General features: G+C 62.1%; 23 protein-coding genes and 1 tRNA gene. 17 read left to right on the top strand and 7 right to left on the bottom strand.

The genetic code is table 11. The features are described from left to right. Positions 1-7 precede the first annotated feature (7 nt). From LAN70_15235 to LAN70_15225, 3 genes are all read right to left on the bottom strand, one after another. Positions 8-1,654: a formate--tetrahydrofolate ligase gene (locus LAN70_15235; protein MBZ5512506.1), complete on the bottom strand. Its 1,647-nt coding sequence runs from the start codon at positions 1,652-1,654 to the stop codon at positions 8-10. Between the two features lie 125 nt (positions 1,655-1,779). Then, positions 1,780-2,550 (bottom strand): N(G),N(G)-dimethylarginine dimethylaminohydrolase, encoded by a 771-nt coding sequence (locus tag LAN70_15230; GenBank protein ID MBZ5512505.1) that lies wholly within the window; start codon positions 2,548-2,550, stop codon positions 1,780-1,782. Positions 2,551-2,701: 151 nt separating this feature from the next. Further along, on the bottom strand, positions 2,702-3,400 hold the full coding sequence (locus LAN70_15225) for a hypothetical protein (protein ID MBZ5512504.1): 699 nt from the start codon (positions 3,398-3,400) through the stop codon (positions 2,702-2,704). Between the two features lie 113 nt (positions 3,401-3,513). On the opposite strand from LAN70_15225, the gene LAN70_15220 reads away from it, so the two are divergent. From LAN70_15220 to LAN70_15175, 10 genes are all read left to right on the top strand, one after another. Further along, positions 3,514-3,614: transfer RNA gene (locus LAN70_15220), tRNA-Phe, on the top strand. A 131-nt stretch (positions 3,615-3,745) separates the two neighbouring features. Next, the gene (locus tag LAN70_15215; protein MBZ5512503.1) at positions 3,746-4,132 is read left to right on the top strand and encodes a hypothetical protein; all 387 of its coding nucleotides are present in this window, start codon (positions 3,746-3,748) and stop codon (positions 4,130-4,132) included. Positions 4,133-4,275: 143 nt separating this feature from the next. Continuing rightward, entirely contained in the window at positions 4,276-5,385 is a 1,110-nt protein-coding gene (gene had, locus LAN70_15210) for a 6-hydroxycyclohex-1-ene-1-carbonyl-CoA dehydrogenase (GenBank protein ID MBZ5512502.1), read from the top strand. Further along, positions 5,382-6,482 (top strand): 6-oxocyclohex-1-ene-1-carbonyl-CoA hydratase, encoded by a 1,101-nt coding sequence (oah, locus tag LAN70_15205; GenBank protein ID MBZ5512501.1) that lies wholly within the window; start codon positions 5,382-5,384, stop codon positions 6,480-6,482. Before had ends, oah begins: the two co-directional genes overlap by 4 nt. Positions 6,483-6,490: 8 nt before the next feature. Then, positions 6,491-7,648, top strand: coding sequence for a benzoyl-CoA reductase subunit C (bcrC, locus tag LAN70_15200; GenBank protein ID MBZ5512500.1), 1,158 nt, complete (start codon positions 6,491-6,493; stop codon positions 7,646-7,648). Beyond that, a complete protein-coding gene (gene bcrB / locus LAN70_15195; GenBank protein MBZ5512499.1) occupies positions 7,645-8,928 on the top strand; it encodes a benzoyl-CoA reductase subunit B in 1,284 nt (427 codons plus the stop codon). Before bcrC ends, bcrB begins: the two co-directional genes overlap by 4 nt. 5 nt (positions 8,929-8,933) lie before the next feature. Beyond that, positions 8,934-10,262, top strand: a complete 1,329-nt coding sequence (locus LAN70_15190; GenBank protein MBZ5512498.1) for an acyl-CoA dehydratase activase — start codon at positions 8,934-8,936, stop codon at positions 10,260-10,262. Then, positions 10,259-11,107, top strand: a complete 849-nt coding sequence (bcrD, locus tag LAN70_15185) for a benzoyl-CoA reductase subunit D (GenBank protein MBZ5512497.1) — start codon at positions 10,259-10,261, stop codon at positions 11,105-11,107. The genes LAN70_15190 and bcrD overlap by 4 nt, the downstream gene beginning before the upstream one ends. Then, positions 11,104-11,826 carry an SDR family oxidoreductase gene (locus LAN70_15180; GenBank protein ID MBZ5512496.1) on the top strand — a complete coding sequence of 241 codons (723 nt, stop codon included), beginning with the start codon at positions 11,104-11,106 and terminating at the stop codon, positions 11,824-11,826. The genes bcrD and LAN70_15180 overlap by 4 nt, the downstream gene beginning before the upstream one ends. A gap of 14 nt (positions 11,827-11,840) precedes the next feature. Next, complete coding sequence (locus tag LAN70_15175; GenBank protein ID MBZ5512495.1) at positions 11,841-12,338, top strand: GNAT family N-acetyltransferase; 498 nt, start codon at positions 11,841-11,843, stop codon at positions 12,336-12,338. A 436-nt stretch (positions 12,339-12,774) separates the two neighbouring features. Here the strand turns inward: LAN70_15175 and LAN70_15170 are convergent, their stop codons facing one another. Together LAN70_15170 and LAN70_15165 are read right to left on the bottom strand one after the other, a co-directional pair. Then, positions 12,775-13,254, bottom strand: a complete 480-nt coding sequence (locus LAN70_15170) for a hypothetical protein (GenBank protein MBZ5512494.1) — start codon at positions 13,252-13,254, stop codon at positions 12,775-12,777. Positions 13,255-13,414: 160 nt separating this feature from the next. Further along, complete coding sequence (locus LAN70_15165; protein ID MBZ5512493.1) at positions 13,415-13,693, bottom strand: histidine kinase; 279 nt, start codon at positions 13,691-13,693, stop codon at positions 13,415-13,417. Between the two features lie 580 nt (positions 13,694-14,273). Here LAN70_15165 and LAN70_15160 point away from each other — a divergent pair. Then, positions 14,274-14,591, top strand: a complete 318-nt coding sequence (locus tag LAN70_15160) for a PilZ domain-containing protein (protein ID MBZ5512492.1) — start codon at positions 14,274-14,276, stop codon at positions 14,589-14,591. Positions 14,592-14,596: 5 nt separating this feature from the next. On the opposite strand, the gene LAN70_15155 is transcribed toward LAN70_15160, so the two are convergent. Next, positions 14,597-15,460: a universal stress protein gene (locus LAN70_15155; GenBank protein MBZ5512491.1), complete on the bottom strand. Its 864-nt coding sequence runs from the start codon at positions 15,458-15,460 to the stop codon at positions 14,597-14,599. A gap of 33 nt (positions 15,461-15,493) precedes the next feature. Next, a complete protein-coding gene (locus LAN70_15150) occupies positions 15,494-15,682 on the bottom strand; it encodes a hypothetical protein (protein ID MBZ5512490.1) in 189 nt (62 codons plus the stop codon). A gap of 205 nt (positions 15,683-15,887) precedes the next feature. Between LAN70_15150 and LAN70_15145 the strand changes: the two genes are divergently transcribed. The 6 genes from LAN70_15145 (at position 15,888) to LAN70_15120 (ending at position 21,118) form a co-directional block, all read left to right on the top strand. Further along, the gene (locus LAN70_15145; GenBank protein ID MBZ5512489.1) at positions 15,888-16,289 is read left to right on the top strand and encodes a 4'-phosphopantetheinyl transferase superfamily protein; all 402 of its coding nucleotides are present in this window, start codon (positions 15,888-15,890) and stop codon (positions 16,287-16,289) included. A gap of 30 nt (positions 16,290-16,319) precedes the next feature. Beyond that, complete coding sequence (gene acsA / locus LAN70_15140; GenBank protein ID MBZ5512488.1) at positions 16,320-18,017, top strand: acetate--CoA ligase; 1,698 nt, start codon at positions 16,320-16,322, stop codon at positions 18,015-18,017. 37 nt (positions 18,018-18,054) lie between these two features. Next, positions 18,055-18,315 carry an acyl carrier protein gene (locus tag LAN70_15135; GenBank protein ID MBZ5512487.1) on the top strand — a complete coding sequence of 87 codons (261 nt, stop codon included), beginning with the start codon at positions 18,055-18,057 and terminating at the stop codon, positions 18,313-18,315. Between the two features lie 90 nt (positions 18,316-18,405). Further along, positions 18,406-19,620, top strand: a complete 1,215-nt coding sequence (kbl, locus tag LAN70_15130; protein MBZ5512486.1) for a glycine C-acetyltransferase — start codon at positions 18,406-18,408, stop codon at positions 19,618-19,620. Positions 19,621-19,647: 27 nt separating this feature from the next. Then, positions 19,648-19,842, top strand: a complete 195-nt coding sequence (locus LAN70_15125) for a hypothetical protein (GenBank protein ID MBZ5512485.1) — start codon at positions 19,648-19,650, stop codon at positions 19,840-19,842. 214 nt (positions 19,843-20,056) lie between these two features. Then, on the top strand, positions 20,057-21,118 hold the full coding sequence (locus LAN70_15120) for a lactonase family protein (GenBank protein ID MBZ5512484.1): 1,062 nt from the start codon (positions 20,057-20,059) through the stop codon (positions 21,116-21,118). Positions 21,119-21,139: the final 21 nt, after the last annotated feature.

Here is a 21,139-nt window from a genome sequence, read left to right as displayed (position 1 = left end):
TCCACTGTCAAATCAGGCCCTGAATTGCGCCCGTCTCATCGTCCACGTCCACCCGAACTGCCTGGGGGGATTTGCCCAGACCGGGCATGAGCATCATCTCCCCGGTCACGGCCACAACAAAGCCGGCTCCAGCGAACAGCCCGGCGTCCCTCACGGTCAACGTCCAATTGCGAGGGGCGCCCAAGACTTCCGGATCATCCGTCAGGGAGGCCTGGGTCTTTGCCACACATACCGGCAAGTGCGCGTAGCCTCGTTGCGTGAAGACGTCCAATTTCTTTCGGGCTGTGGGTTCGAACGCGACGTCGCTTGCTCCATAAACTTCGCGGGCAATCGTCTCGATTTTTTCTCGCAGGGGCCGATCGGGCGTGTAGAGGGTGCGGCCGCATCCCACCCCGGCTTGTTCAGCTGCACTGACGACCTTTTCGGCCAGGTCTATGCCGCCCGCTCCTCCCCGTTCATAGACCTCCGAAACGGCAGACTCTACGCCCAGCTCGCGGCAGAAGGCGCCGATCGCAGCAAGCTGCTCCACCGTGTCGCCCGGGAACTTGTTGATTGCGACCACCACCGGCACGCCAAACTTCCGCAGCGTATCTATGTGCTTGGCAATGTTCTCGAACCCTGCCTGGAAGCCGGCGCTAAGCGGCAGTGTGCTGGCGTTTTTTCCGCCTTGCCTCAGGATCGATCGCACGGAGACGATGAGTACGGCGGCCGACGGCTGCAGGCCGGAGGAGGGCATCACCAGGTCAAAATATTTCTCTGCCCCCAGGTCTGCCGCGAACCCCGTCTCGTTCACGACATAATCCGCCAGCTGCAGCGCCATGCGCAGTGACAGCACGCTGCTGGTTCCGTGTGCGATGTTTGCAAACGGACCCGTATGGATGATGGCCGGCGTGTGCTCCGTGGTTTGCACGAGATTCGGCAGGATAGCGTCATTCAGCAGCACCATCATGGCGCCGGTTGCATGGAGATCCTGCGCGCGAATGGCTTTGCCATCGTAGTCGAGCGCGACCACCACCTGGTCCAAGCGTCGCCGCAAATCCTGCCGGCTGCAAGCCAGGCCCAGAATGGCCATCACCTCCGAGGCGGCCGTGATCACGAACCCGGTCTCGCGTGCCGGCCCGTTCATGAGGCCGCCCAAGCCGCTGACGATTGTGCGCAGGGACCGATCGTTCATGTCCATCGTGCGTGGCCAGAGCACGTTCTTCACGTCGACGCGCAACCCATTCCCGTGATGGATGTGGGCGTCGAGCATCGCCGCGAGCAGGTTATGGGCCGAGGTTACTGCATGGAAATCGCCGCTAAAATGCAGGTTGATCCGCTCGCTGGGCAGCACTTCGGAGCGGCCGCCACCGGTCGCTCCACCCTTCAATCCGAACACGGGCCCCAGCGACGGCTCCCGGAGAGTTACGATCGACGTCTTGCCGATCCGTTCCAGCGCCTGGGCCAACCCGATCGAGGTGACCGTTTTCCCCTCGCCGCTGCTGGTGGAAGTCATCGCTGTGACCAGAATCAACCGCCGTCGGCCCGGCGGCCGGGGCGCCGACAACAGTTCCAGCCGCAGCTTGGCGATGTGCGTACCCCAGGGTTCGACAAATGTATCCGGAATATTGAGTTTGGCGGTGATCTCTCGGATGGGCAGCAAGGGAGCAGACATACGGCCTCCCGGCGAGCGAGCGTTGGCACTGCGACCAGGGCTGGTTATGCTCGGACGCTCCACTACAACTCTGGATGTGCGCCGGCTGGTTGACAGCGGCGGCGGTCACGCATGTGTGTGATTTGCTAGAACCGTAATGAAAGGCAACTGAGGCCGCCGTCCATTTTTTGAAATTCTGACATATCGAGCACCAGAGGATTGAACCCACGATCGGCAAGTTCCGCCGTGAGATGCGGATATCCGGCTGCCACCAGCACTCGTTGATTCACGCGAACGCAGTTGGCGGCATAGTTTTCCTGCAAGGGAACTCGAATCAGTTCGTAGTCGCGAAAGAGATTATTTCCCGCCAGCTCTTCCATCGCGACCATGGTGTTGTCGCCGATGTAGGAGATGCCGCTCTTCAGGTGAAGAATGCTGGTCATTTCGCGTACATCGATCACGGAAGAGGTGTAACCCAGACCGGCAAGATGTGCCGCCAGTTGCCAGATACCCCCTTCGTTGGTGCGGTGCGACAGGCCGAGAAAGAAGTGATCTTCAGCCTCGCAGATGTCGCCTCCGTCGAGCGTTCCCGGCGCCTCAATTTCCAGTGTGGCCGGAAAGAAGCGGCGGATGGTCTCGCGGATCGCAGCGACCTCGCCCGCGCGGCTCGCGGCTCCAGGTCGTGTCAAGATCGCGGTGCGCGGGGTCAGTACCGCGGTATCCTCCACAAAGGTCGAGTCAGGATAACGGAGATCGGCGTCCAGGGTTGTGATCGTGAGGCCGCATTCCTCCAGCGCTTCGCGATAGCGTGAATGCTGGTGCACTACGATGTCATAGCGCGGAACTCCCAGGCCGGCGGTGGTGAGCCCCTTTCCAAAATTACTTCCCGGGATTCGAACAATCGCATTCCTAAACAAGCGGCGAGTCCTCCTCGAGGATGCTTTCACGAGAGCGGGAAAGATGTTCGTTCTCGGGTGCGATTTTGCGCGCAATTTGCGTCGCCCACATAAAAAAATCGCGGGCCGTATGGCCCGCAATTCTTACTTACGCGCGACTCGGGACTCGCGACTAGTACCTCCGCCCGCCGTAGCCGCCGCCGTAACCACCGTAGCCGCCAGAGCCGCCAGAGCCGTAGCCGCGTTGGTAGCCGGCCTGGTAGCCTTGCCGGAACGCATTCTTGTACGCCGTCTGGCTGCCCATGGAGGAGTGGTAGCCACTGGTGCCGTTTTGATAGGTGCTGCTGTAGGTCGGACGGTAGCTGTGACCGTTATTGCGGTCCGCCGCCCCGTAAGATAGGCCGGTCTGATACCCTTGGTTGTAGGCCACGCTTTGCGCGTTGCCGCCGTAGTTGCCGTACTGGCCGTTGCCGTAGCCGCCATACTGACCGTTGGGATAACGACCGTACTGGCCGTTCCCGTAGTAGGGACTATTGCCGTAAGGGCCGTTGCCATAGCCACCGTACGGACCGTTGTAATAGCCACCGTACTGGCCATTCCCGTAGTAGGGACTATGGCGGTAAGTGCCGTTGGTAGAGCCGCCATACGGACCGTTGGGGTAGCGCCTGTACTGGCCATTCCCGCGGTATTCGTCCTGGCGGTGGTCGGGCGTGCGATAGCTGTGGTCGCGTGCGCGGTCATTGTGCCCGTCACGAGAACCTTGTTGATGTTGATATGCCCGGTTGTGCTCTTGCTCCTGGGCGAAGCCCGCCCCGCACAGCATCAGCACCAGCGACGCCGCCAAGGCCAGCTTCATTTTCCTGGTTAACATGGCTTACCTTCCTTCCCGCGACGGGCCTCCTCGGTTAAGGGGCCTTTCCCGTCCGGACAAAATCCTTGTGGCAAAGTGGCTATCTGTTGGAACCCGCTGTGGAGGATTTTGTTGCGTCTCTTGACGCGAGGGCAGATCTTGCCACAACCGATAGATTAGGGCGACGACAGCCCTGAAATGGCTGGCGTCGGCGGTTCGATTCCGTCCCTGGCCACCGTGATTCTTGACGACTTGGCCGGAGTCCTCGAGAATCGCTTGTGCCCGCACTGGTTCGCGTGACCCCCGTCACTGCACCGGGAGACAAGCCACGAGAACATAGGCCGGGCTTCTGGGAGCATCCTTGTCATGAATCTGCACGAGCGGATTGCATCCATCGTTGGTTACGGGCGGGAGCTGGTTGGTTCCGGCCTCCAGGGAGCGAGCAGAGGTCGCACGGCGTTTCTAAACGGGGGTCCGATCTCCCCGTTTCTCGCCGATGTGAACAAGAAAGCATTGAAGCTCGCAACCCTTGGTGCATGCATCGGCGTGGTGGGCGGGTACCTGGGCAGGAAACACCAGCCGGCGGTCCGGGCGGTTGCCTACGGTGCTCTCGGCGGCGCCGTCGGCTTTGCGGCAAGCTTCGCATGGAATAGTCACACCTTCGCTGAAACCGTCGCTCGCGGCGCCATAACCAATGTGGCCGCGGCGCGCGATCAGCACTGGCTGAAGAGCCACCCCATCGATTACGCGTGAGAGCAGGGTAGCGCTCGGCGTCCTTAATCTACAGATCCATCCCCGCCAGATGGTCACAGCGGGGCGTGATGGCGGTCACAGCCGTGTTGCCCGAGGCCCCGTAAGCTTGTATATATCGAACGTTCGTTCGAATGGGGATGACCATGGCTGCCGTCCGGTCTACGCCACCGGGTTGTGCCGCGCCCGCCCTCGTGCCAGGCCTGGCTTTAGTCGCCCAAGGAAAATTCGCTCGCGTCGAGGCAGCCCCACCGCACCTCGCGGCGGACGATGTCCTCATCCAGGTTGCCGGCTGCGGCGTCTGCCACACCGACATCGGATTTGCCTACGACGGCGTCCCCACCCGCCATGGCCTGCCTTTGATCCTGGGCCACGAGATCTCCGGGCGCGTCGTGCTCGCGGGGGAACAGGCCGGAGAATGGCTGGGGCGCTCGGTCATCGTGCCCGCCGTGATTCCTTGCGGCGCCTGCGACGCTTGTGGCTGCGGCCATGCCACCATCTGCCGCAAGCAATTCATGCCGGGCAATGATGGCGATGGTGGATTCGCCACGCACGTTCGCGTGCCCGCGCGCGGCCTCTGCCCCGTACCCGACCAACTGCCCGCCGGCATCACGCTGGAGATGCTGTCGGTGGTGGCCGACGCGGTAACGACCCCCTACGAGGCGATTCGCCGCTCCGGCCTCGGCGCGGACAACGTTGCTATCTTCGTCGGCGTCGGCGGAATCGGGGGTTTCGGCGCGCAGATCGCGGCCGCCTTGGGCGCAGCCGTGGCGGCGATTGACGTTGACAACGGGCGCCTGGAACTTGCCGCGCAACACGGCGCTTCGCTTGCCGTGAACAGCCGTGAGTGCGCAGACGTGCGTTCCGCGGTGCGCTCTTTCGCGAAGCAGAGTGGCCGGCGCGGCATTGGCCTCAAGATCTTTGAAACCAGCGGCACCACCGCCGGCCAGCAGACCGCATTCAGCCTGCTCGATCCCGGCGCTCATCTGGCGGTGGTCGGATACACCGCGCAAAAAGTAGAATTGCGCCTTTCCAACCTGATGGCCTTTGACGCCACCGCGCGCGGCAACTGGGGCTGCCCTCCAGAACAGTATCCGCACGCGCTCGCGACGGTGCTCGACGGCAAAGTGCAACTCGCGCCCTTCGTCGAACTCCACCCCCTGGACGAAGCCGTGCAGGTACTGGAAGCCGCGCATCACCATCAACTGCGTCGCCGAGCCGTGCTGGTTCCTCAGCAACAAGGATCGAAACCATGAAGGACCACAACCTGGTCGAAAAGTTTTGCCCGAGCGAAATCCTGATCGAACGCAAACCGGCGCGCGATCGTGACGGCAAGCTCGTCAACGGGCTCCACAACGTGTGGATCGTGCTGAACAACCCGCGCGAGTTGAACAGCTACACCACCACCATGATCAAAGAGGTCATCCTCGCGCTGCGCCAGGCCGGCAACGACCGCGCCGCGGTGGCGGTGGTGCTGACCGGCACGGGCACGCAGGCATTTTGCACCGGCGGCAACACGCGCGAGTACGCCGAGGTCTACGCCGGCGCGCCCGGCGAATACCGCCAGTACATGCGCCTGTTCAACGACATGGTCACCGCCATCCTGCACTGCGACAAGCCGGTGATCTGTCGCGTGAACGGCATGCGCGTCGGCGGCGGGCAGGAGATCGGCATGGCCTGCGATTTTTCCGTCGCCAGCGATCTCGCCGTGTTCGGCCAGGCCGGGCCGCGGCACGGTTCCGTGCCCGACGGCGGCAGCACCGATTTCCTGCCGCTGTTCGTCGGGATCGAACACGCGATGTACAGCGCCACGCTGTGTGAACCCTGGAGCGCGCATCGTTTCTATCGCCTCGGCGGACTCACGCAGATCGTGCCCGCGCTCATGCTGGACAGCAAGTACGTTGCCAACCCGCTGGTGGTGACCGACCGCGAGCACGACGAGTTTGGCCGGCACGTATTCGGAGACTGGAAAATCGGTGACGCCCGCGAAGCCGGCAAGGCCGCGATGTCCAGCGGCGCGATTGATCTTGCGCTGCTCGATGACGCCGTGGAGCAGCTCTGTACCAAGCTGCTGCACACCATGCCGGAGTGCATGGCGAAGACCATCGAAAGCGTGCGCAAGCACAAGCTGGAACACTGGGACCGGAATCGCGAAACCAACCGCGCATGGCTGGCGCTGAACATGATGACCGAGGGCAACGCCGGCTTCCGCGCATTCCACTTCGGGCCGAAGCAGCAGCGCGAGGTGGACTTCGTGCTCCTGCGCCAGCGTCTGGCGGAAGGTGTGCGCTGGAGTGAGGAGTTGATCGCGGAAATTACGCCGGGCATAAAGAAGAAAGGAACGACCGCTTGAACCGGGAACTGGAAGCAATCCTCGGCCACGCGCAAGCGCTGTATGAAGATCTGGACTTCAAGGCGGTTGCGGAATGGAAATCCGCCGCACCCGGGCGGAAGGCGATCGGCTACATGCCGATGTATGTCCCGCGGGAACTGATTCACGCCGCCGGGATGCTGCCGGTCGGCATCTTCGGCGGCGGCGATCGGCTGGAGATCATCCGCGGCGATGCCTACTTCCAGAGCTACATCTGCCACATCCCGCGCAGCACGATCGAACTGGCGCTTTCGGGACGCCTGGACGCGCTCGAAGGCATGTTGTTCCCATCCATTTGCGATGTGATCCGCAACCTGAGCGGCATGTGGAGCATGCTCTTTCCCGGACGCTATGTGCGCTATGTGGACCTTCCCCAGAATTACGACGCTCGTGTCGGAGGCGAATTCTGGCGGCGGGAATTGGCGGCGATGCGCGACGACATGGTTCGACTGGCCGGCCGGCCGATTTCCGATGAAGACCTCCGCAGCAGCATTCAGGTGTACAACCAGAACCGCCGGGTGCTCCGGGAACTCTACCAGGCACGCAGCCGCTCGCCGTGGCTCTACCCCATCGCGCAGGTTTATGCGGTGCTGCGAGCGGGCAGTGTGCTTCCCCCGGAGGAGCACACCACGATGGTGCGCCGCTACCTCGATCTGGCTTCGCAGGAACCTGGACTTGCCGAGGACCGCAGCCGCATTGTGCTGACCGGCATGTTCTGCGAGCAGCCTCCGGTGGCCTTGCTCGTTACCCTGGAACGTGCGGGCTGTTGGATCGTGGACGACGACCTGCTGCTCGGGTTGCGCTGGTTCACCGCCGACGTGCCGGAAGACGGCAATCCCCTCGAGAACCTCGCGCACGCTTACCTGGCGCACAGCGTTGCCACCGCCTCGTGCTACGCGCCGGACGGTCAGCGCGGGCGGTGGCTGGTGGATTCGGTACGCCGCGACCGCGCCGACGGCGTCATTTTTTGCGCACCCAGTTTTTGTGATCCTGCGCTGCTCGAACAGCCCATGCTGGTGGCGGCGCTCGAGCGCGAGCGCATTCCCCACACGCAGTTCAAGTATTCCGAGGACACGGGACAGTTCGCCGTCATCCGCGAACAGGCCGGCACGTTTTCGGATTCCATCCGGCTGTGGAGCGAGGCATGAGCGGATTGCAGGATACATCCGTGCAGAAAGAGCGCAGCATGGTGCTGCAGAAGGAGCTGGTGGGGAATTACTACGAGTCGCTGGGGCGGGCGCGCGAAACCGGCCAGCAAGTCGTCTCCACCTTCGTTCCCGGGAACCTCACGGAATTGCTGCGCTCCTTCGACCTGCTGCCGATCCTTCCGGAAATCAACGCGTTGCAGTCGGGCATGCGCAAGCTCTCGGCCAACTTCATCGCGGAAGCGGAAAAGCAGGGCCACAGCGAGGATGTCTGCACCTACGTGAAGTGCGACATCGGCATGCTGAAGTCGGGCAACGTTGGCCCGACGGGTGTCCTGCTACCGCGTCCCGACCTGCTGCTGCTTTCCTACACCGGCTGTTTCACGTTTCTGAAGTGGTTCGAACTGCTGCGGCAGGAATATCAATGCCCGGTCGCCATGCTGCACGTACCGTACCTGGCCAACGGCCGCATTGAACCGCACCATGTGGATTATGTTGTGCAGCAGCTTCGTTCCGAGGTCATCCCCAAGCTGGAGCAAATCAGCGGACGCCGCTACGACGAGGCGCGCCTTTCGGAGATGCTCGCCCTCTCCGCGCAGGCGGAAGACGATCTGGTCTGGGTGCTGGAGAGCGCGAAACACGAGCCCTCGCCGATTGACGCCTACTTTGGCGGCGTCTACTACATCGGGCCGATGTTCACCGCCTTCCGCGGCACCGCCGAAGGCGTCGACTACTACCGCGTGCTCCGCGAAGAAATCGCCGAGCGCATCCGCCTCGGCCTCGGCCCCATCACGCCCGAAGGCACGATGGAGCGGCAGCGCTACCGCCTCGTCGTCGAAGGCCCGCCCAACTGGACCAGCTTCCGCGAGTTCTGGAAGATGTTCTACGACGAGGGCGCCGTGGTGGTCGCCAGCACCTACACCAAGGTGGGCGGGCTCTACGACCGCGGCTTCCGCCACGACCCCAACCGCCCGCTGGAGAGCCTCGCCGAATACTGCCTCGGTTGCTATACGAACCTGGGCTTGCCGGCGCGCGTCGATCTGCTCGAGCGCTACATCCGCGAATACCGCGCCGACGGGTTCATGATCAACAGCGTCAAGAGTTGTAATTCCTTCAGCGTCGGCCAACTGCTCATGCTGCGCCAACTCGAGCAGCGTACCGGCGTCCCCGGCGGCTTCATCGAGAGCGACCTGGTGGACCCGCGCTACTTTTCCTCCGCCAATATCAAGAACCGCATCGAGAGCTACCTCCAGATGCTCGAGCAAAAGCGGGTGAGCGCATGAGCGCGGTGGAAATTGTGCTGGGCATCGATCTCGGCTCGACCACGACCAAAGCCGTCGCGCTCGACCGTGCGGGCCGCGTGATCGGCCGCGGCATCACCAATACCCGCAGCAATTACGAGGTCGCGTCGCAGATCGTGCGCGAGGAAGCCCTGGTGCAGTCCAGATTTGAACTCGTCCGCCAGGCGCTCGCCGCCGATCCCGAATTCACGGGAATGGAGAACAAATTTCTCGGACCGCTGGCGCGCAATTTCCGCCGTCAACAGCACCTGGAACAACTCAACCACCTCGAATCCGCGCTTCATCGCCATGCCGGCGCGCCCCGCTACGCCTCCAACCGCGACGCGATCAACGAATCTCTGAAGCGTATCTGCGACTCCATGCGCTCCCGGGTCGCCGAGCATTTCAGCGAGCTGGCGGTGCGCAAGAGCGATTTCTTCCGCGACTTGGCCGCCGCCGACTACATGCAACTCGCCGAGCAGTGCAGCGATCCCAAGCGCATCTCCTTCGACGTTCTCTGCGGCCTGTTTGATGCCACCATCCTGGAAGTGGAAAACGCCGCCACCGACGACGCCTTCGGGCGCCACGCCGCCGCCGCTCTCGAACAGACCCTGGCCACTGCGCCGGCGGCCATTCGGGAGCGTGCCCCCAGTCTTCGTTCCACCATCACCTCAGTGCGCTCGCTCGAATTCCGCATCGTGGGCATGGTCGGCACGGGATACGGGCGCCAGCGACTTCCATTTCCCAAAGAGCAGATTCGCAGCGAGATCCTCTGTCACGGCCTCGGCGCGCACGCCATGTTTCCCGGCACGCGCACCGTGCTCGACATCGGCGGCCAGGACACCAAGGCGATTCAGGTCGACGCCGCCGGCATCGTCACCAGCTTTCAGATGAACGACCGCTGCGCGGCGGGGTGCGGCCGCTATCTTGGTTACATCGCCGACGAAATGAACCTCGGCCTGCACGAACTCGGCACGCTCGCACAGGAGAGCACCTGCAGCGTGAAGATCAACAGCACATGCACCGTCTTTGCCGGCGCCGAGTTGCGCGACCGCCTCTCGCTCGGCCAGAAGCAGTCCGACATCCTCGCCGGCCTGCACCGCGCCATCATGCTGCGCGCCATGTCGCTGCTGGCGCGCTCCGGAGGAATTTCCAACGAATTCACTTTTGCCGGCGGCGTGGCGCGTAATCCCGCCGCTGTCTCCGCGCTGGAGAACCTTGTCCGCCATAATTACGGCGAGCGCACGCTCAATATTTCTTCCGAATCCATCTACACCGGAGCGCTCGGAGCGGCGTTATTCGCTCTGCGCGATGCTGCAGGAGATCGCGCCGCATGAGCGCCGAGACCATCATCGCCGCCGGCGTGGACGTTGGCTCCAGCGGCGCAAAGTTTGTGCTGGTCAAAACCGCCGCGGACGGCGCCGCGAAACCTCTGGCCGTGCACAATGAGCGCATTCGCCGGCGCGACCTGCGCAAGGTCATTCGCGAAGGCTATGAAGTTGTGCTGCAATCAGCCGGGGTGCGCCGCGACGACATTGCTTATACCGCCAGCACCGGCGAGGGCGAGCTGGTGGATTTTCGCAGCGGCCATTTTTACGGCATGACCACGCACGCGCGCGGCGCCGCTTTCCTGATGCCGGGCGTTTGTGCGGTCATTGATGTCGGCGCCCTGCACGCGCGTGCCATGTGCATTGACGAACGCAGCCGCGTGTTGAACTATCGCATGACCAGCCAGTGCGCCTCCGGTTCTGGGCAGTTTCTCGAGAACGTCGCGCGCTACCTGGGCATCATGCTGGAAGATGTCGGCCCGCTGTCGTGCGAAGCGAAGAATCCCGAGCTGGTCAGCAGCATTTGCGCCGTGCTGGCGGAAACGGACGTGATCAACATGGTCAGCCGCGGTATATCGCGCAACGACATTCTCAAAGGCATTCACCTTTCCATGGCGGGACGCTACATCAAATTGCTGCGCGCCATCGGCGCTTCCGGAGACGTGGCGGTTACCGGCGGTCTCGCCTCCGACATCGGCCTGACGCGCGCCCTGGAGGAAAAGATCGCGGAAGAAAAACTCGACATGCGGGTGCGCACTCACGCCGATTCCATTTATGCTGGCGCGCTGGGCGCGGCGCTCTGGGGCGCGTACCGCCATCGCATCCTCGCCCGGCGCGCCGAGGTGGTAGCGTGAACGCATCTCTCCAGGACAAGATCGCGGTGGTAACTGGTGGCTCGGGCGCCATCGGTTCCGCCATCGTTGCCGCACTCGATCAGCAGGGCGCGCGCGCGGTATCGCTCGATGTCGCGTGCCCGGCATCAGGCAGCGGGCTTTACCAGGTTTGCGACGTCGGCAGCGACGCTTCGGTGTCGTCGGCCCTCGCCGCCGTGCAGCGCGAGTACGGCCGCCTCGACCTGGTGGTACACGCCGCGGGAATTTCGCGCGAAGGCGTGCTGTGGAAACTTGCGGTTGAAGATTGGGATGTTGTGCAACGCGTGAACCTGCGCGGCGCCTTTCTGCTGTTGCGCCATGCCATTCCCCTGATGCGCGCGGGCGGCGGCGGGCGCATCGTGCTCATCGGTTCCATCAACGGCTCGCGGGGCAAGTTCGGCACGGCGGCGTATTCGGCGAGCAAGGCTGGGCTCATCGCGCTGGCCAAAACCGCCGCCCGAGAAGTGGCGCGCTTCGGCATCCTCATCAATGTCGTCGAGCCGGGATGGGTGCTCACTCCGCTGACCCAATCCATGCCGCAGGACATTCAAAATGCTGCGCTGGCGGAAAGCCTGCTGGGAAAATTCGTCGAACCCGCCGACGTCGCCGCCGCGGTCGCCTTTCTATGCGGACCCGGCGCGCGGCAGATTACCGGCCAGATCCTGCGCGTGGACGGTGGACAATCCCTCGGCAGCGCGTGAGAAGGGAGATCGTGATGAATTCCAAACCTGTGGACGAACCCGGCATGCTGGAAACGGACAGCCTTCCTGTCCGCATCATGCACGAACGCGACCTGGAGGCCGTCGTCTCCATTGACGCAGCCGCCACCGGACGCCGCCGTCCTCGGTACTTTGAGCTGATGTTGGAGCGCGCTGTGAAGCAGGCGGCGCTGCAGGTGTCCCTCGCCGCCGAAGTCGACGGCTGCGTCGTCGGCTTCGTCATTGCCTCGCTTTACTACGGCGAGTACGGCGTCCTCGAGCCCACCGCGTCCCTCGATGCCATCGGCGTCCATCCCGCCTACCGCGGCCAGCACGTCGCCAGGGCTTTGCTCCGGCAGTTGCGGATGAATCTTTCTGCTCTTCACGTCACCACCCTGCGGACCGAAGTTTCCTGGGATGATTTCGACCTCCTCGCCTTCTTCAAACACGAGGGCTTCGCCCCGGCCCGCCGTCTCTGCCTCGACTGCGTGCTCGATCCCACGCGCATCGAGTGACTCGAACGCGCTCCGGGGAGCGGATTCACCAGCAAGTCTGCGCCCATCGGACTGCCTGTGGAAATTCGGTACAAAACTCCGCCAAGACGCGCTCTGTCAAGCGACTGCGAGGAAGACCGGATTGCACTAACATTCGCCAATTGACAGCTCTTGATTCGGCATTAAAGTGTGTATGCCACAGCGAAGGTGCAATCTATGGCCGGCGAGCGCTCCTCCGTTTACGTGTCCATACACGGTCGAGTTTTGCTTGCATTCTGTGCCGACTGTAAGGACTTCGTTGCCGCCTCGGCGGAACTGGGGAGCATCGCCATCGCAGCCCGTGCCCATCGCTGCGAGGCCACAACGTCTCGCAAGCTCCCACTCAAGGTTGATCCTGCCGAGCATTGGCTGAGGGCCTCGGGCGCGATTGCCTGACTCCTCGCTGCATCCGTAGCTGCTAAGGCGTTCGATCGCGGTCCGATGTTGTTTCCTCTGCTTCTGCTGTTGGAGAGACGATTTCCCGCAGTGTCCACTGAATCCTGTCGACTGCATTCGTAATGGTGTCGATGGCCTGCTGATGTTGGGTGGAATAGGCGGACAATTGAATCAATTCCAACGCGTTCCGGATTTCGTGATTGATCTCACGGATGGCTTTGAGTCGCCGCAGCATCGCCAGGCGGCGCTCCCGAGCGTTGCGGAGCACCGCAAAGATAAAAACTCCGGAAAGCGTACCCGCAACCACATCGGACACCAGCGCCATGGGCAGCAGTGACCACCCTTCCCGCGATGCGATCCACTCCCACATGGCTGCCGTGCCGAAGACTAGAAATCCGGCGAACGCCGATATCAGAGTGATTTGCGCTGAGGAAGCAGAATGAATCCACGAGTACTCTTTTGCCCAGAAGCTTCGAGTGCGTACTTGCCGCAGAGTTGACATCGCCAACTCCTGCAAACCGCCGTACGCGAGCAGGAGGGACTCGCGCCACTCTCAGGCTGCTCGGGCTGGGGCCAAACCGCAAGGGCACAGCGCACATTGCAGACGCGGTCGTTCCCGTTTCGGTGCGGGGGGCAAGTTCAATTTTGGGAGACGGGAGCCGCTATCGGCGAGCATTCGTCTTGCGCTCTGCAGCCGTCACACTGGCGGGCGGACGCCGTCGCGGGGAACGAAACGCGGAAACATCCAACCCCAACTGAGCAATCACCCGCGTCAGAGTGTTCCGATGCATGCCCAATTTTGGAGCAGCGTGGGAGAGGTTCCCTCTATATTCGTGCAGGGCGGAAGCTACGAAAACCTTCTGGAATTCGCTGACCGCCTCGCGATAGAGAATCCCTCGCTGATACATTTGCTTCACCAACGAGTCGAGTTCGTCCGTCATGGGCGGTGGCCTCTGCGCAGGAAGCGGCTGGGCGATCACGAAAAATCGTAGAGTCAGATATTGCGCCAACCCATCTGCAAGTCAATCCAAATCATGCAACTCTATTTGGCTTGGCTTGAACCAGTTGCGGGGGCATTCGCGAGCCGCGCGGAATTCGGCCGGAATTTCCACAGTTGCACAAGAAATGGGCATTGACAATGATTAGTGCAATGTCTAATCTCCCTGCCGTCGACGGCTGAAAGGGTTGGCGTCAATCATCGGTCGCCAGTCCAAAGTAGGCTGGGTGATCCGCACGGCGAGGCGACTCGTTGAGCGGCCGGACCCGAAAAAACCGACGGTTCTGCGAGGTTCCGTTGGGGTTCGGCACTGCGAAAGCAGCGATTGCATCAAGGGGCTGTGACGGTGCATGTTCCACGTCGTTGACTCCCTCGCAGGAGCTGGCGGCTAGAGCATAACCAATGTCGCGGCCCTTTTAATTTGGCCATTCTTGTACAGTCATTCCCACCGAGCTCTGATAAATGTGGTGCGACTAGCGGATCGGCGGTAGCATTATCAGCCTTCAGGCGCGTGGGAGATACCAGTGAGCGACTCCAAATCTAAGGAACGACGCAATCAGCGGCGCATTCGTTACGAAGCCCCGGCGACGGTTACGGCGGGCCAGCACAGCATCGCCGCATCCACGAAGGACATCAGTGACCGAGGGCTGTTCTTCTTCACCGATGCTCGTATTGACCTAGGCAGCGAAATCGACATGGTTATCATGTTGCCGGAAGAAGTCGGATTACCGTTAAGTGGGATGGTTTGCTGCCACGGGCGCATCGTTCGCTCGGATTCCGCTAGCGGGCAGTACGGCGTTGCTGTGGAGATCGACCGTTTCGCACCCGTACCGCAGGTATAGCAAGACTAGTTGCTTCGAGGCTCCAGCCGCAACACCAGGACGGAGCATGGCCCGTGACGGACCACGCGCTCTGTCGTCCGGCCCAAAACCGTGTACTCGAGAAACCTGCGAGGCTCCACTCCCACCACCATGATGTCCACCGCACGCTGGCGCGCGAAGATGACGATCTGCTCCGCGGTATCGCCCGCATGCACGGTCTCGGAAATCGGACAGCGCTGTCGCACCAGGTCGGGCACCCATTGCTGTAGCCGGTCCATTTCCTGCTCCACATCGGCGGTGTCATCGGGCAGCACGCGGAACACTTCCAAGGTCGCGCCGAAGCTGCTGGCCAGGCTCGCCGACGCGTCCAGAAATTCCGCCGCCGATTGCGTAAGGTCCACCGGGCACAACAGCCGGTTGAGCGTTTGCTGGCCCAGCGTTAAGTCCGCGCCTTTGACCACCAGGGTGGGAAAAGCCGACTCGCGCACCACGTTCTCCGCCACCGAACCCATCAACGAGCGCGCCATGCCGTCGTGGCCGTGGCTGCCCAACACAATCAGATCGGGACGCAATTGGCCGATTCCGCCCAGCACCACCTTGACGGGGTGGCCTACCCCAACGGCAATTTCGCAGTGAATCCGGTGGTTGAAAACCTGGTCGGCCTGCGCGCGGATGGCCCGTTGCAATTCCACCCGCCGCTCTTCGAATTCTTCCAGCAACTGTGCGCCTTCGGCCTCGGTGACGGCGCGCGGAACCGGCGGCCACATGGCATGCAGAATCTGGACCTCGGAACCGAACTTCTCCGCAAACAGCCTTGTCCACTTCAGCACATTGGCGGACGCCTGGCTCAGGTCAATTAACGACAAAATTTTCTTCGGTGCGAATTCCATCGTGCGCCTTTGGCGCCGCTGGTTGATCGGTAATCAATTCGCGGCGAATTGCGAAACCCCGAGCCTCTCCAGCACTCCTTCCAACACTTGCGCCCGTTCACGCAGCTTCGACTTGAACTCATGGTGATCGGTGTGCGAAATCTCCAACCTCAGTTCCCGCTGGTACTGCCGGAGAACCTCGGCCACCAGTTGTTCTTCTTGCAAGGTCAGTTGCAGTTCCATGGCGGCCTCCGAACGCAGGCGGCAATCGAACCTCTGCTGCCTCCATTCTAGGACCCTCAACACGAATTTACGCGACCGCAATTAGCTGCGGTGGCAACGAGGGTGTGCCCGGAGGCCTATTTCGGGAACTCCTGGGTGGGCAGAATTGAAAATTCGGCTCCACCCTGAACCCTGAGGTGGATCATGATGCAAGCAGGCGAGGCGCTTGCATCCGGCGTTGCGCCTGGCAACTGTCATGATTATTGGCTTCGGGATCGATCTCGTCGCAACCAGCCGAGTGGAGCGGGAACTCGCGCAAGGTGAATGGGTGTCGGGCGATGGCATCTTCACCAGCCGGGAGATCAGCCGGTGCAGCAGGGATAGAAGACCGGCACTATGTTATGCCGCGTGCTTCGCAGCCAAGGAAGCCACGCTCAAGGCCTTGGGAGTCGAGGTCGCTGATCTGGGCATGATGCGCGAGGTGGAAGTCGAGCTGGGCGACGACTGTGCAATCGTGCTGCACGACAGAATGAAATCGGAATCCGAACAACTGGGGGTGCGGCACATCAGGCTCTCAGTCGCTCCGAGCAAACGACAAACCGGCGCGATGGTCATCTTGGAGTCGTGACCAGGATCGTGCGCCGAGATCGGACAGGTTATGGCCCCGCCGTCCTACGAGGAACTGGTCTCCGGATTCAATTGGTCGCTGGCCGAGCGTGAACTGGGCTATGAGCCGGGCCAGCCGCTCAATATTGGCTGGATGTGCAGCGACCGCATTTGCCGCCTCGGTCAGGCGGACAAGCTCGCGCTCATCTGGGAAGACTATCTCGGAAACGAGAAGCGGTTCACCTTTGACAACCTGCGCGTTCTCTCCAACAGCATCGCCGCGTTCCTGGTCGAACTCGGCATCCAGCCCGGCGAACGCGTGTGTCTTTTCCTGGACCGTGTTCCCGAGCTGTATATCGGCTTTCTCGGCATTCTGAAGACGGGAGCGGTGGCGCAGCCTCTTTTTTCCGCGTTCGGCGACGAGTCGCTGTTCGTGCGTCTCGCCGACGCCCGGACCTCGGCGATCATCACCCAGAAAAAGCACGTGCACAAAGTGCGGAAGATTCGCGATGAACTGCCCGAACTGCGCCACATCATCGTGGTGGACGCCGGCGGCTCGCCGCTCCAGACGCGAGAAACGGCCTTCCAGATGGAGCAACTGCCCCGAGTCGAGAATTTTGCCGTCTATCCGACGACCGCCGAGTCGCCGTCCGTACTGCATTACACCTCGGGCACGACCGGCCAGCCCAAGGGCGCGCAACACGTCCACTACGCCATCGTCTCGCAGTACCTCACCGCCAAATACGTGCTCGACCTGCGGCCGGACGACATTTACTGGTGCAACGCCGACCCGGGCTGGGTCACGGGCACGTCGTACGGCATCATCGGCCCGTGGGCGAACGGCATCTCGCAGGTGGTGCTCGATTCCGGCTTCAACGCGGAGCGCTGGTATGAGTTCATCGAGAAGCGCCGCGTCACCGTTTGGTACTCGGCGCCCACTGCCATCCGTCTGCTGATGAAAGAGGGGAACGAGATTCCCCGCAAGCATGACCTGTCGAGCCTGCGTTATCTGGCGAGCGTGGGCGAGCCGCTCAATGCCGAGGCGGTGATCTGGTCGCAAGAAGTGTTCGGCAAACCCTTCCACGACACGTACTGGCAGACCGAAACCGGCTGCATCGTGATCACCAATTTCCCCGGCATGCGGATCAAACCGGGTTCGATGGGCAAGCCGTTTCCGGGCATCACCGCGACGGTGCTGGACCCCAAGACCCATGAGCCGGTCAACCAGCCGGGAGTTGCCGGGCTGATCGCGCTGCGCCCCGGCTGGCCCTCGCAGTTCCGGAGTTATTGGAGGAACGAGGCGGGCTTTCAAAATAAATTCAAGAACGGCTGGTACCTCTGCGGCGACCGCGCTTCGGTGGATGCGGATGGCTATTTCTGGTTCATGGGCCGGGACGACGATGTGATCAATACCGGCGGCCATCTGGTCGGCCCGTTCGAGATCGAGTCGGCGCTGCTGGAGCATCCCGCGGTGTACGAATCGGCGGCGGTGGCCAAGCCCGATCCCGTCAACATGGAGGTCGTCAAGGCCTACGTCACCCTGAAGCGGGGCTACGAGCCCTCGGCGGACCTGGAACTGGAAATCATGAACCGGATTCGCAAGCGGCTGTCTCCGCTGGCGATGCCGCAGGAAATCGAGTTCGTGGACTCCTTGCCCAAGACCCGCAGCGGCAAGATCGTGCGCCGGATTTTGCGCTGCAAGGAGTTCCACGAGCCGGTGGGCGATCTTTCCACCGTGATGAACGAGTGATACGCGCAGCGGTTTGCGCAAACAGGAGAACAGGGCAATGGACGAACTCGCCAAAATGGTGCGCGATTACGTGATCAAGGAGTACCTGGAGGAAGGTGACGAGCGGGAGGTTACCGAGACGACGCCCCTGATCTCGGGGGGCATCGTCGATTCCTTCTCCATGGTTTCTCTCAAGCGTTTCCTGGAGAGGAAGTGCTCGATCAAGATTCCCGACGCTGACGCCACGCCCCAGGCCTTTGACACCGTGCAGAGCATCGTGGCGCTGGTGCGGCGTTTCCAGCAAGTCCCCGTGGCATGAGCCCCGGGCGTTCGGTTCTCGGGCTTCGAATTCATAACTTCACTGGGAGGGCAACCCGTGGCCTTTCACGATGCAGTCCGCAATTCCTATCTGGCCGACATCCAGGCGATCAAGGCCGCCGGCCTGTTTAAAGAAGAGCGTTTCATTCATTCGCCGCAATCTTCGGAAATCGAGGTTGAGTTTCCCGTCGGAAGCGGGATCAGGAAGTGCATCAACGTTTGTGCCAACAATTACCTGGGTCTTTCCAGTCATCCCGACGTGATCGCCGCCGCTCACGCCGGCCTGGACAGCCGCGGGTACGGCATGTCGTCGGTGCGCTTCATCTGCGGCACGCAGGACATCCATCGCGAGCTGGAGAATCGCCTCACCGCATTTCTCGGCACCGAAGATACTCTGCTGTTTCCTTCCTGCATGGACGCCAACGCCGGCTTTTTCGAGGCTTGTCTGAACGAGCAGGACGTGATGATCGCCGACCGCTTGGTCCATGCCTCCATCATTGACGGCATGCGCCTGTGCAAGGCCATGCAGGACACCTTCAAGCATTCCGACATGGAACACCTGGAGGAAAAGCTGCAAGAGCACCAGGACAAGCGCGCGCGCATGATCATCACGGACGGCGTTTTCTCGATGGATGGCGACACGGCCAAGCTCGATCAAGTCGTCGAGCTCGCCGAAAAATACAACGCGATGGTGTTTCTCGACGACTCGCACGCCACCGGCTTCATCGGGCGCACCGGCCGCGGAACGCACGAGCATTGTGGCGTTCTCGGCAAGATCGATGTGATCACCACCACGCTGGGCAAGGCGCTAGGTGGCGCTTCCGGCGGCTGCGTCAGCGGGCGCCGCGAGCTGGTGGAGATGTGCCGCCAGCGGGCGCGTCCTTACCTTTTCTCCAACGCAGTGGCGCCGGTGATCGTGGCGGGCGCGCTTAAGGTCATGGACCTGATCACGGCCAGCACCGATCGGCGCGACAAACTGGAATGGAACGCCAAGTACTGGCGCGGGTTGCTGAAGGAGGCCGGATTCGACATCAAGGAAGGCGACAGCCCGATTGTGCCGGTCATGTTCTACGACGCCAAACTGGCGCAGGACTTTGCCCGCGATCTGTTTGCGGAGGGCGTATACGCGGTCGGCTTCTTCTTTCCGGTGGTGCCCAAGGGCCAGGCGCGCATTCGCACCCAGATGTCGGCCGCTCACGAAAAGCATCATCTGGATTCGGCGATTGCGGCCTTCAAGAAAGTCGGCCAGAAACACGGGATCCTGGGATTGAGCAGGAAGGAACTCATCGCCCGGTGCGCGGCGTGATCCGCGGCGCGGAAATGGAGGTGAAAAATGCTTTGCGCAGAGATGGAGCGCCTCGAGTCGGAGTTCGACGACATTGTCAGCGCGCTGGAAGATCTCAGCCTGCCGGAACAGCGCAAGAAGGAATTGGAGGAGACCTACGTCCGAATAGCGCGAGAGATACGCACTCACCAGGCCGGCGGCCACGAGGGTCGGCCCTGCTTTGAACAAAACGACAGGTATTAGTCAGCGCCGCAACTTTTGGGTTTTCCCGGTGTTTAGCCTCCGCGTGAGAGTGATCGAGTCACAGGGCATAGTTGTGCGCTGAGCTTTTCCATCCCTGCTCTGCAACAGGACAATTCATATACACTGTAAAGCCATGCGCGTGCGTGCCATCACAGTCGAACCCCAGTGCGGCATTCGTCGGGCTGCCCGGACATTTTCCATAGCCGCACTTGTGTTGTTGACTGCGGCTTTGACGGCGTGCGGCGGCAGCAGCAATGGCAAGAAGATCTACGTTGTCGGCTTGGGAACGCCGAATGTGCAAATCTTCGGGGCCTCCAGCTCAGGGGGGTTGACGGCGGACACCAACAACCTGGCCGGCACCGGCTCCCGGCCGGACGCAATCATCCTGACTCGCCACTACGCCTACGTTCTCGATTCCACCGGCGGCGCTCAGCCAGGCGGGATATCGGAGTACGCGATCGGAGGTTCGGGTACGCTCTCGGGGGCCCGCACCGCCCAGGTTCTCAGCACCACGACGGTGACCTCCACGCCACCCAAGACCGGCTTGAACCCGCTTTCCATGGTCATGGATTCCAACGGCAAGTTCGTGTTCGTGGCCAACCAGGGCTCGAATTCAATTTCCGTATTCAGCCAGGACGGCAGCACCGGTCTTCTGACCGAGATAACAGGATCGCCTTTTGCCACTTCCGCCGGGCCGAGCGGTTTGGCAACGACCGGGAACACGCTGTTCGTCGCCAACCAGGGTGCGGGAACGGTGTCGGTCTATACGGTTGATCAGGCGAGCGGGAGTCTGACCCAGGCGGCCGGCTCACCCTTTGCGGCGGGAACCAGCCCGACGGCGCTCGACGTCGATTCCAGCGGCAAGTTTCTTTATGTCGCCGACCAGGCGGCGAACAGCGTCCTCGCCTTTGCCGTAGCGGGGAGTTCGCTTTCAGCTATCTCCGGATCGCCGATTGCGGCGGGAACAACGCCCGTGAGTGTGCGGGTTGTCGGAAGTTCGGTGTACGTCGCCAATTCCGGGTCGGGGAACGTATCGGGCTACTCCATCGGCGGCTCGGGAGCGCTGACGGCAATCAGCGGCTCGCCCTACGCCGCTGGCACGAATCCTGTATATATCGCATCTGGCAACTCGGGCGGGCTGGTGTTTGTTGCCAATCAGGGATCCAACAATATTTCTGTGTTCCAGGTAGGCGGTGGCGGAGCGCTAAGTGCGGCGAGCGGTTCACCGTTTGCAACGGTGGTGGGAAATCCGGCGGCGATCGCCAGCAATTTCTAGTCTCGCGGCTGCATTGTCGCT

It is taken from the genome of Terriglobia bacterium (genome assembly GCA_020072845.1).
Classification (GTDB): Bacteria; Acidobacteriota; Terriglobia; order Terriglobales; family Acidobacteriaceae; genus JAIQGF01.
This window is presented reverse-complemented; position numbering and strand designations above follow the sequence as displayed.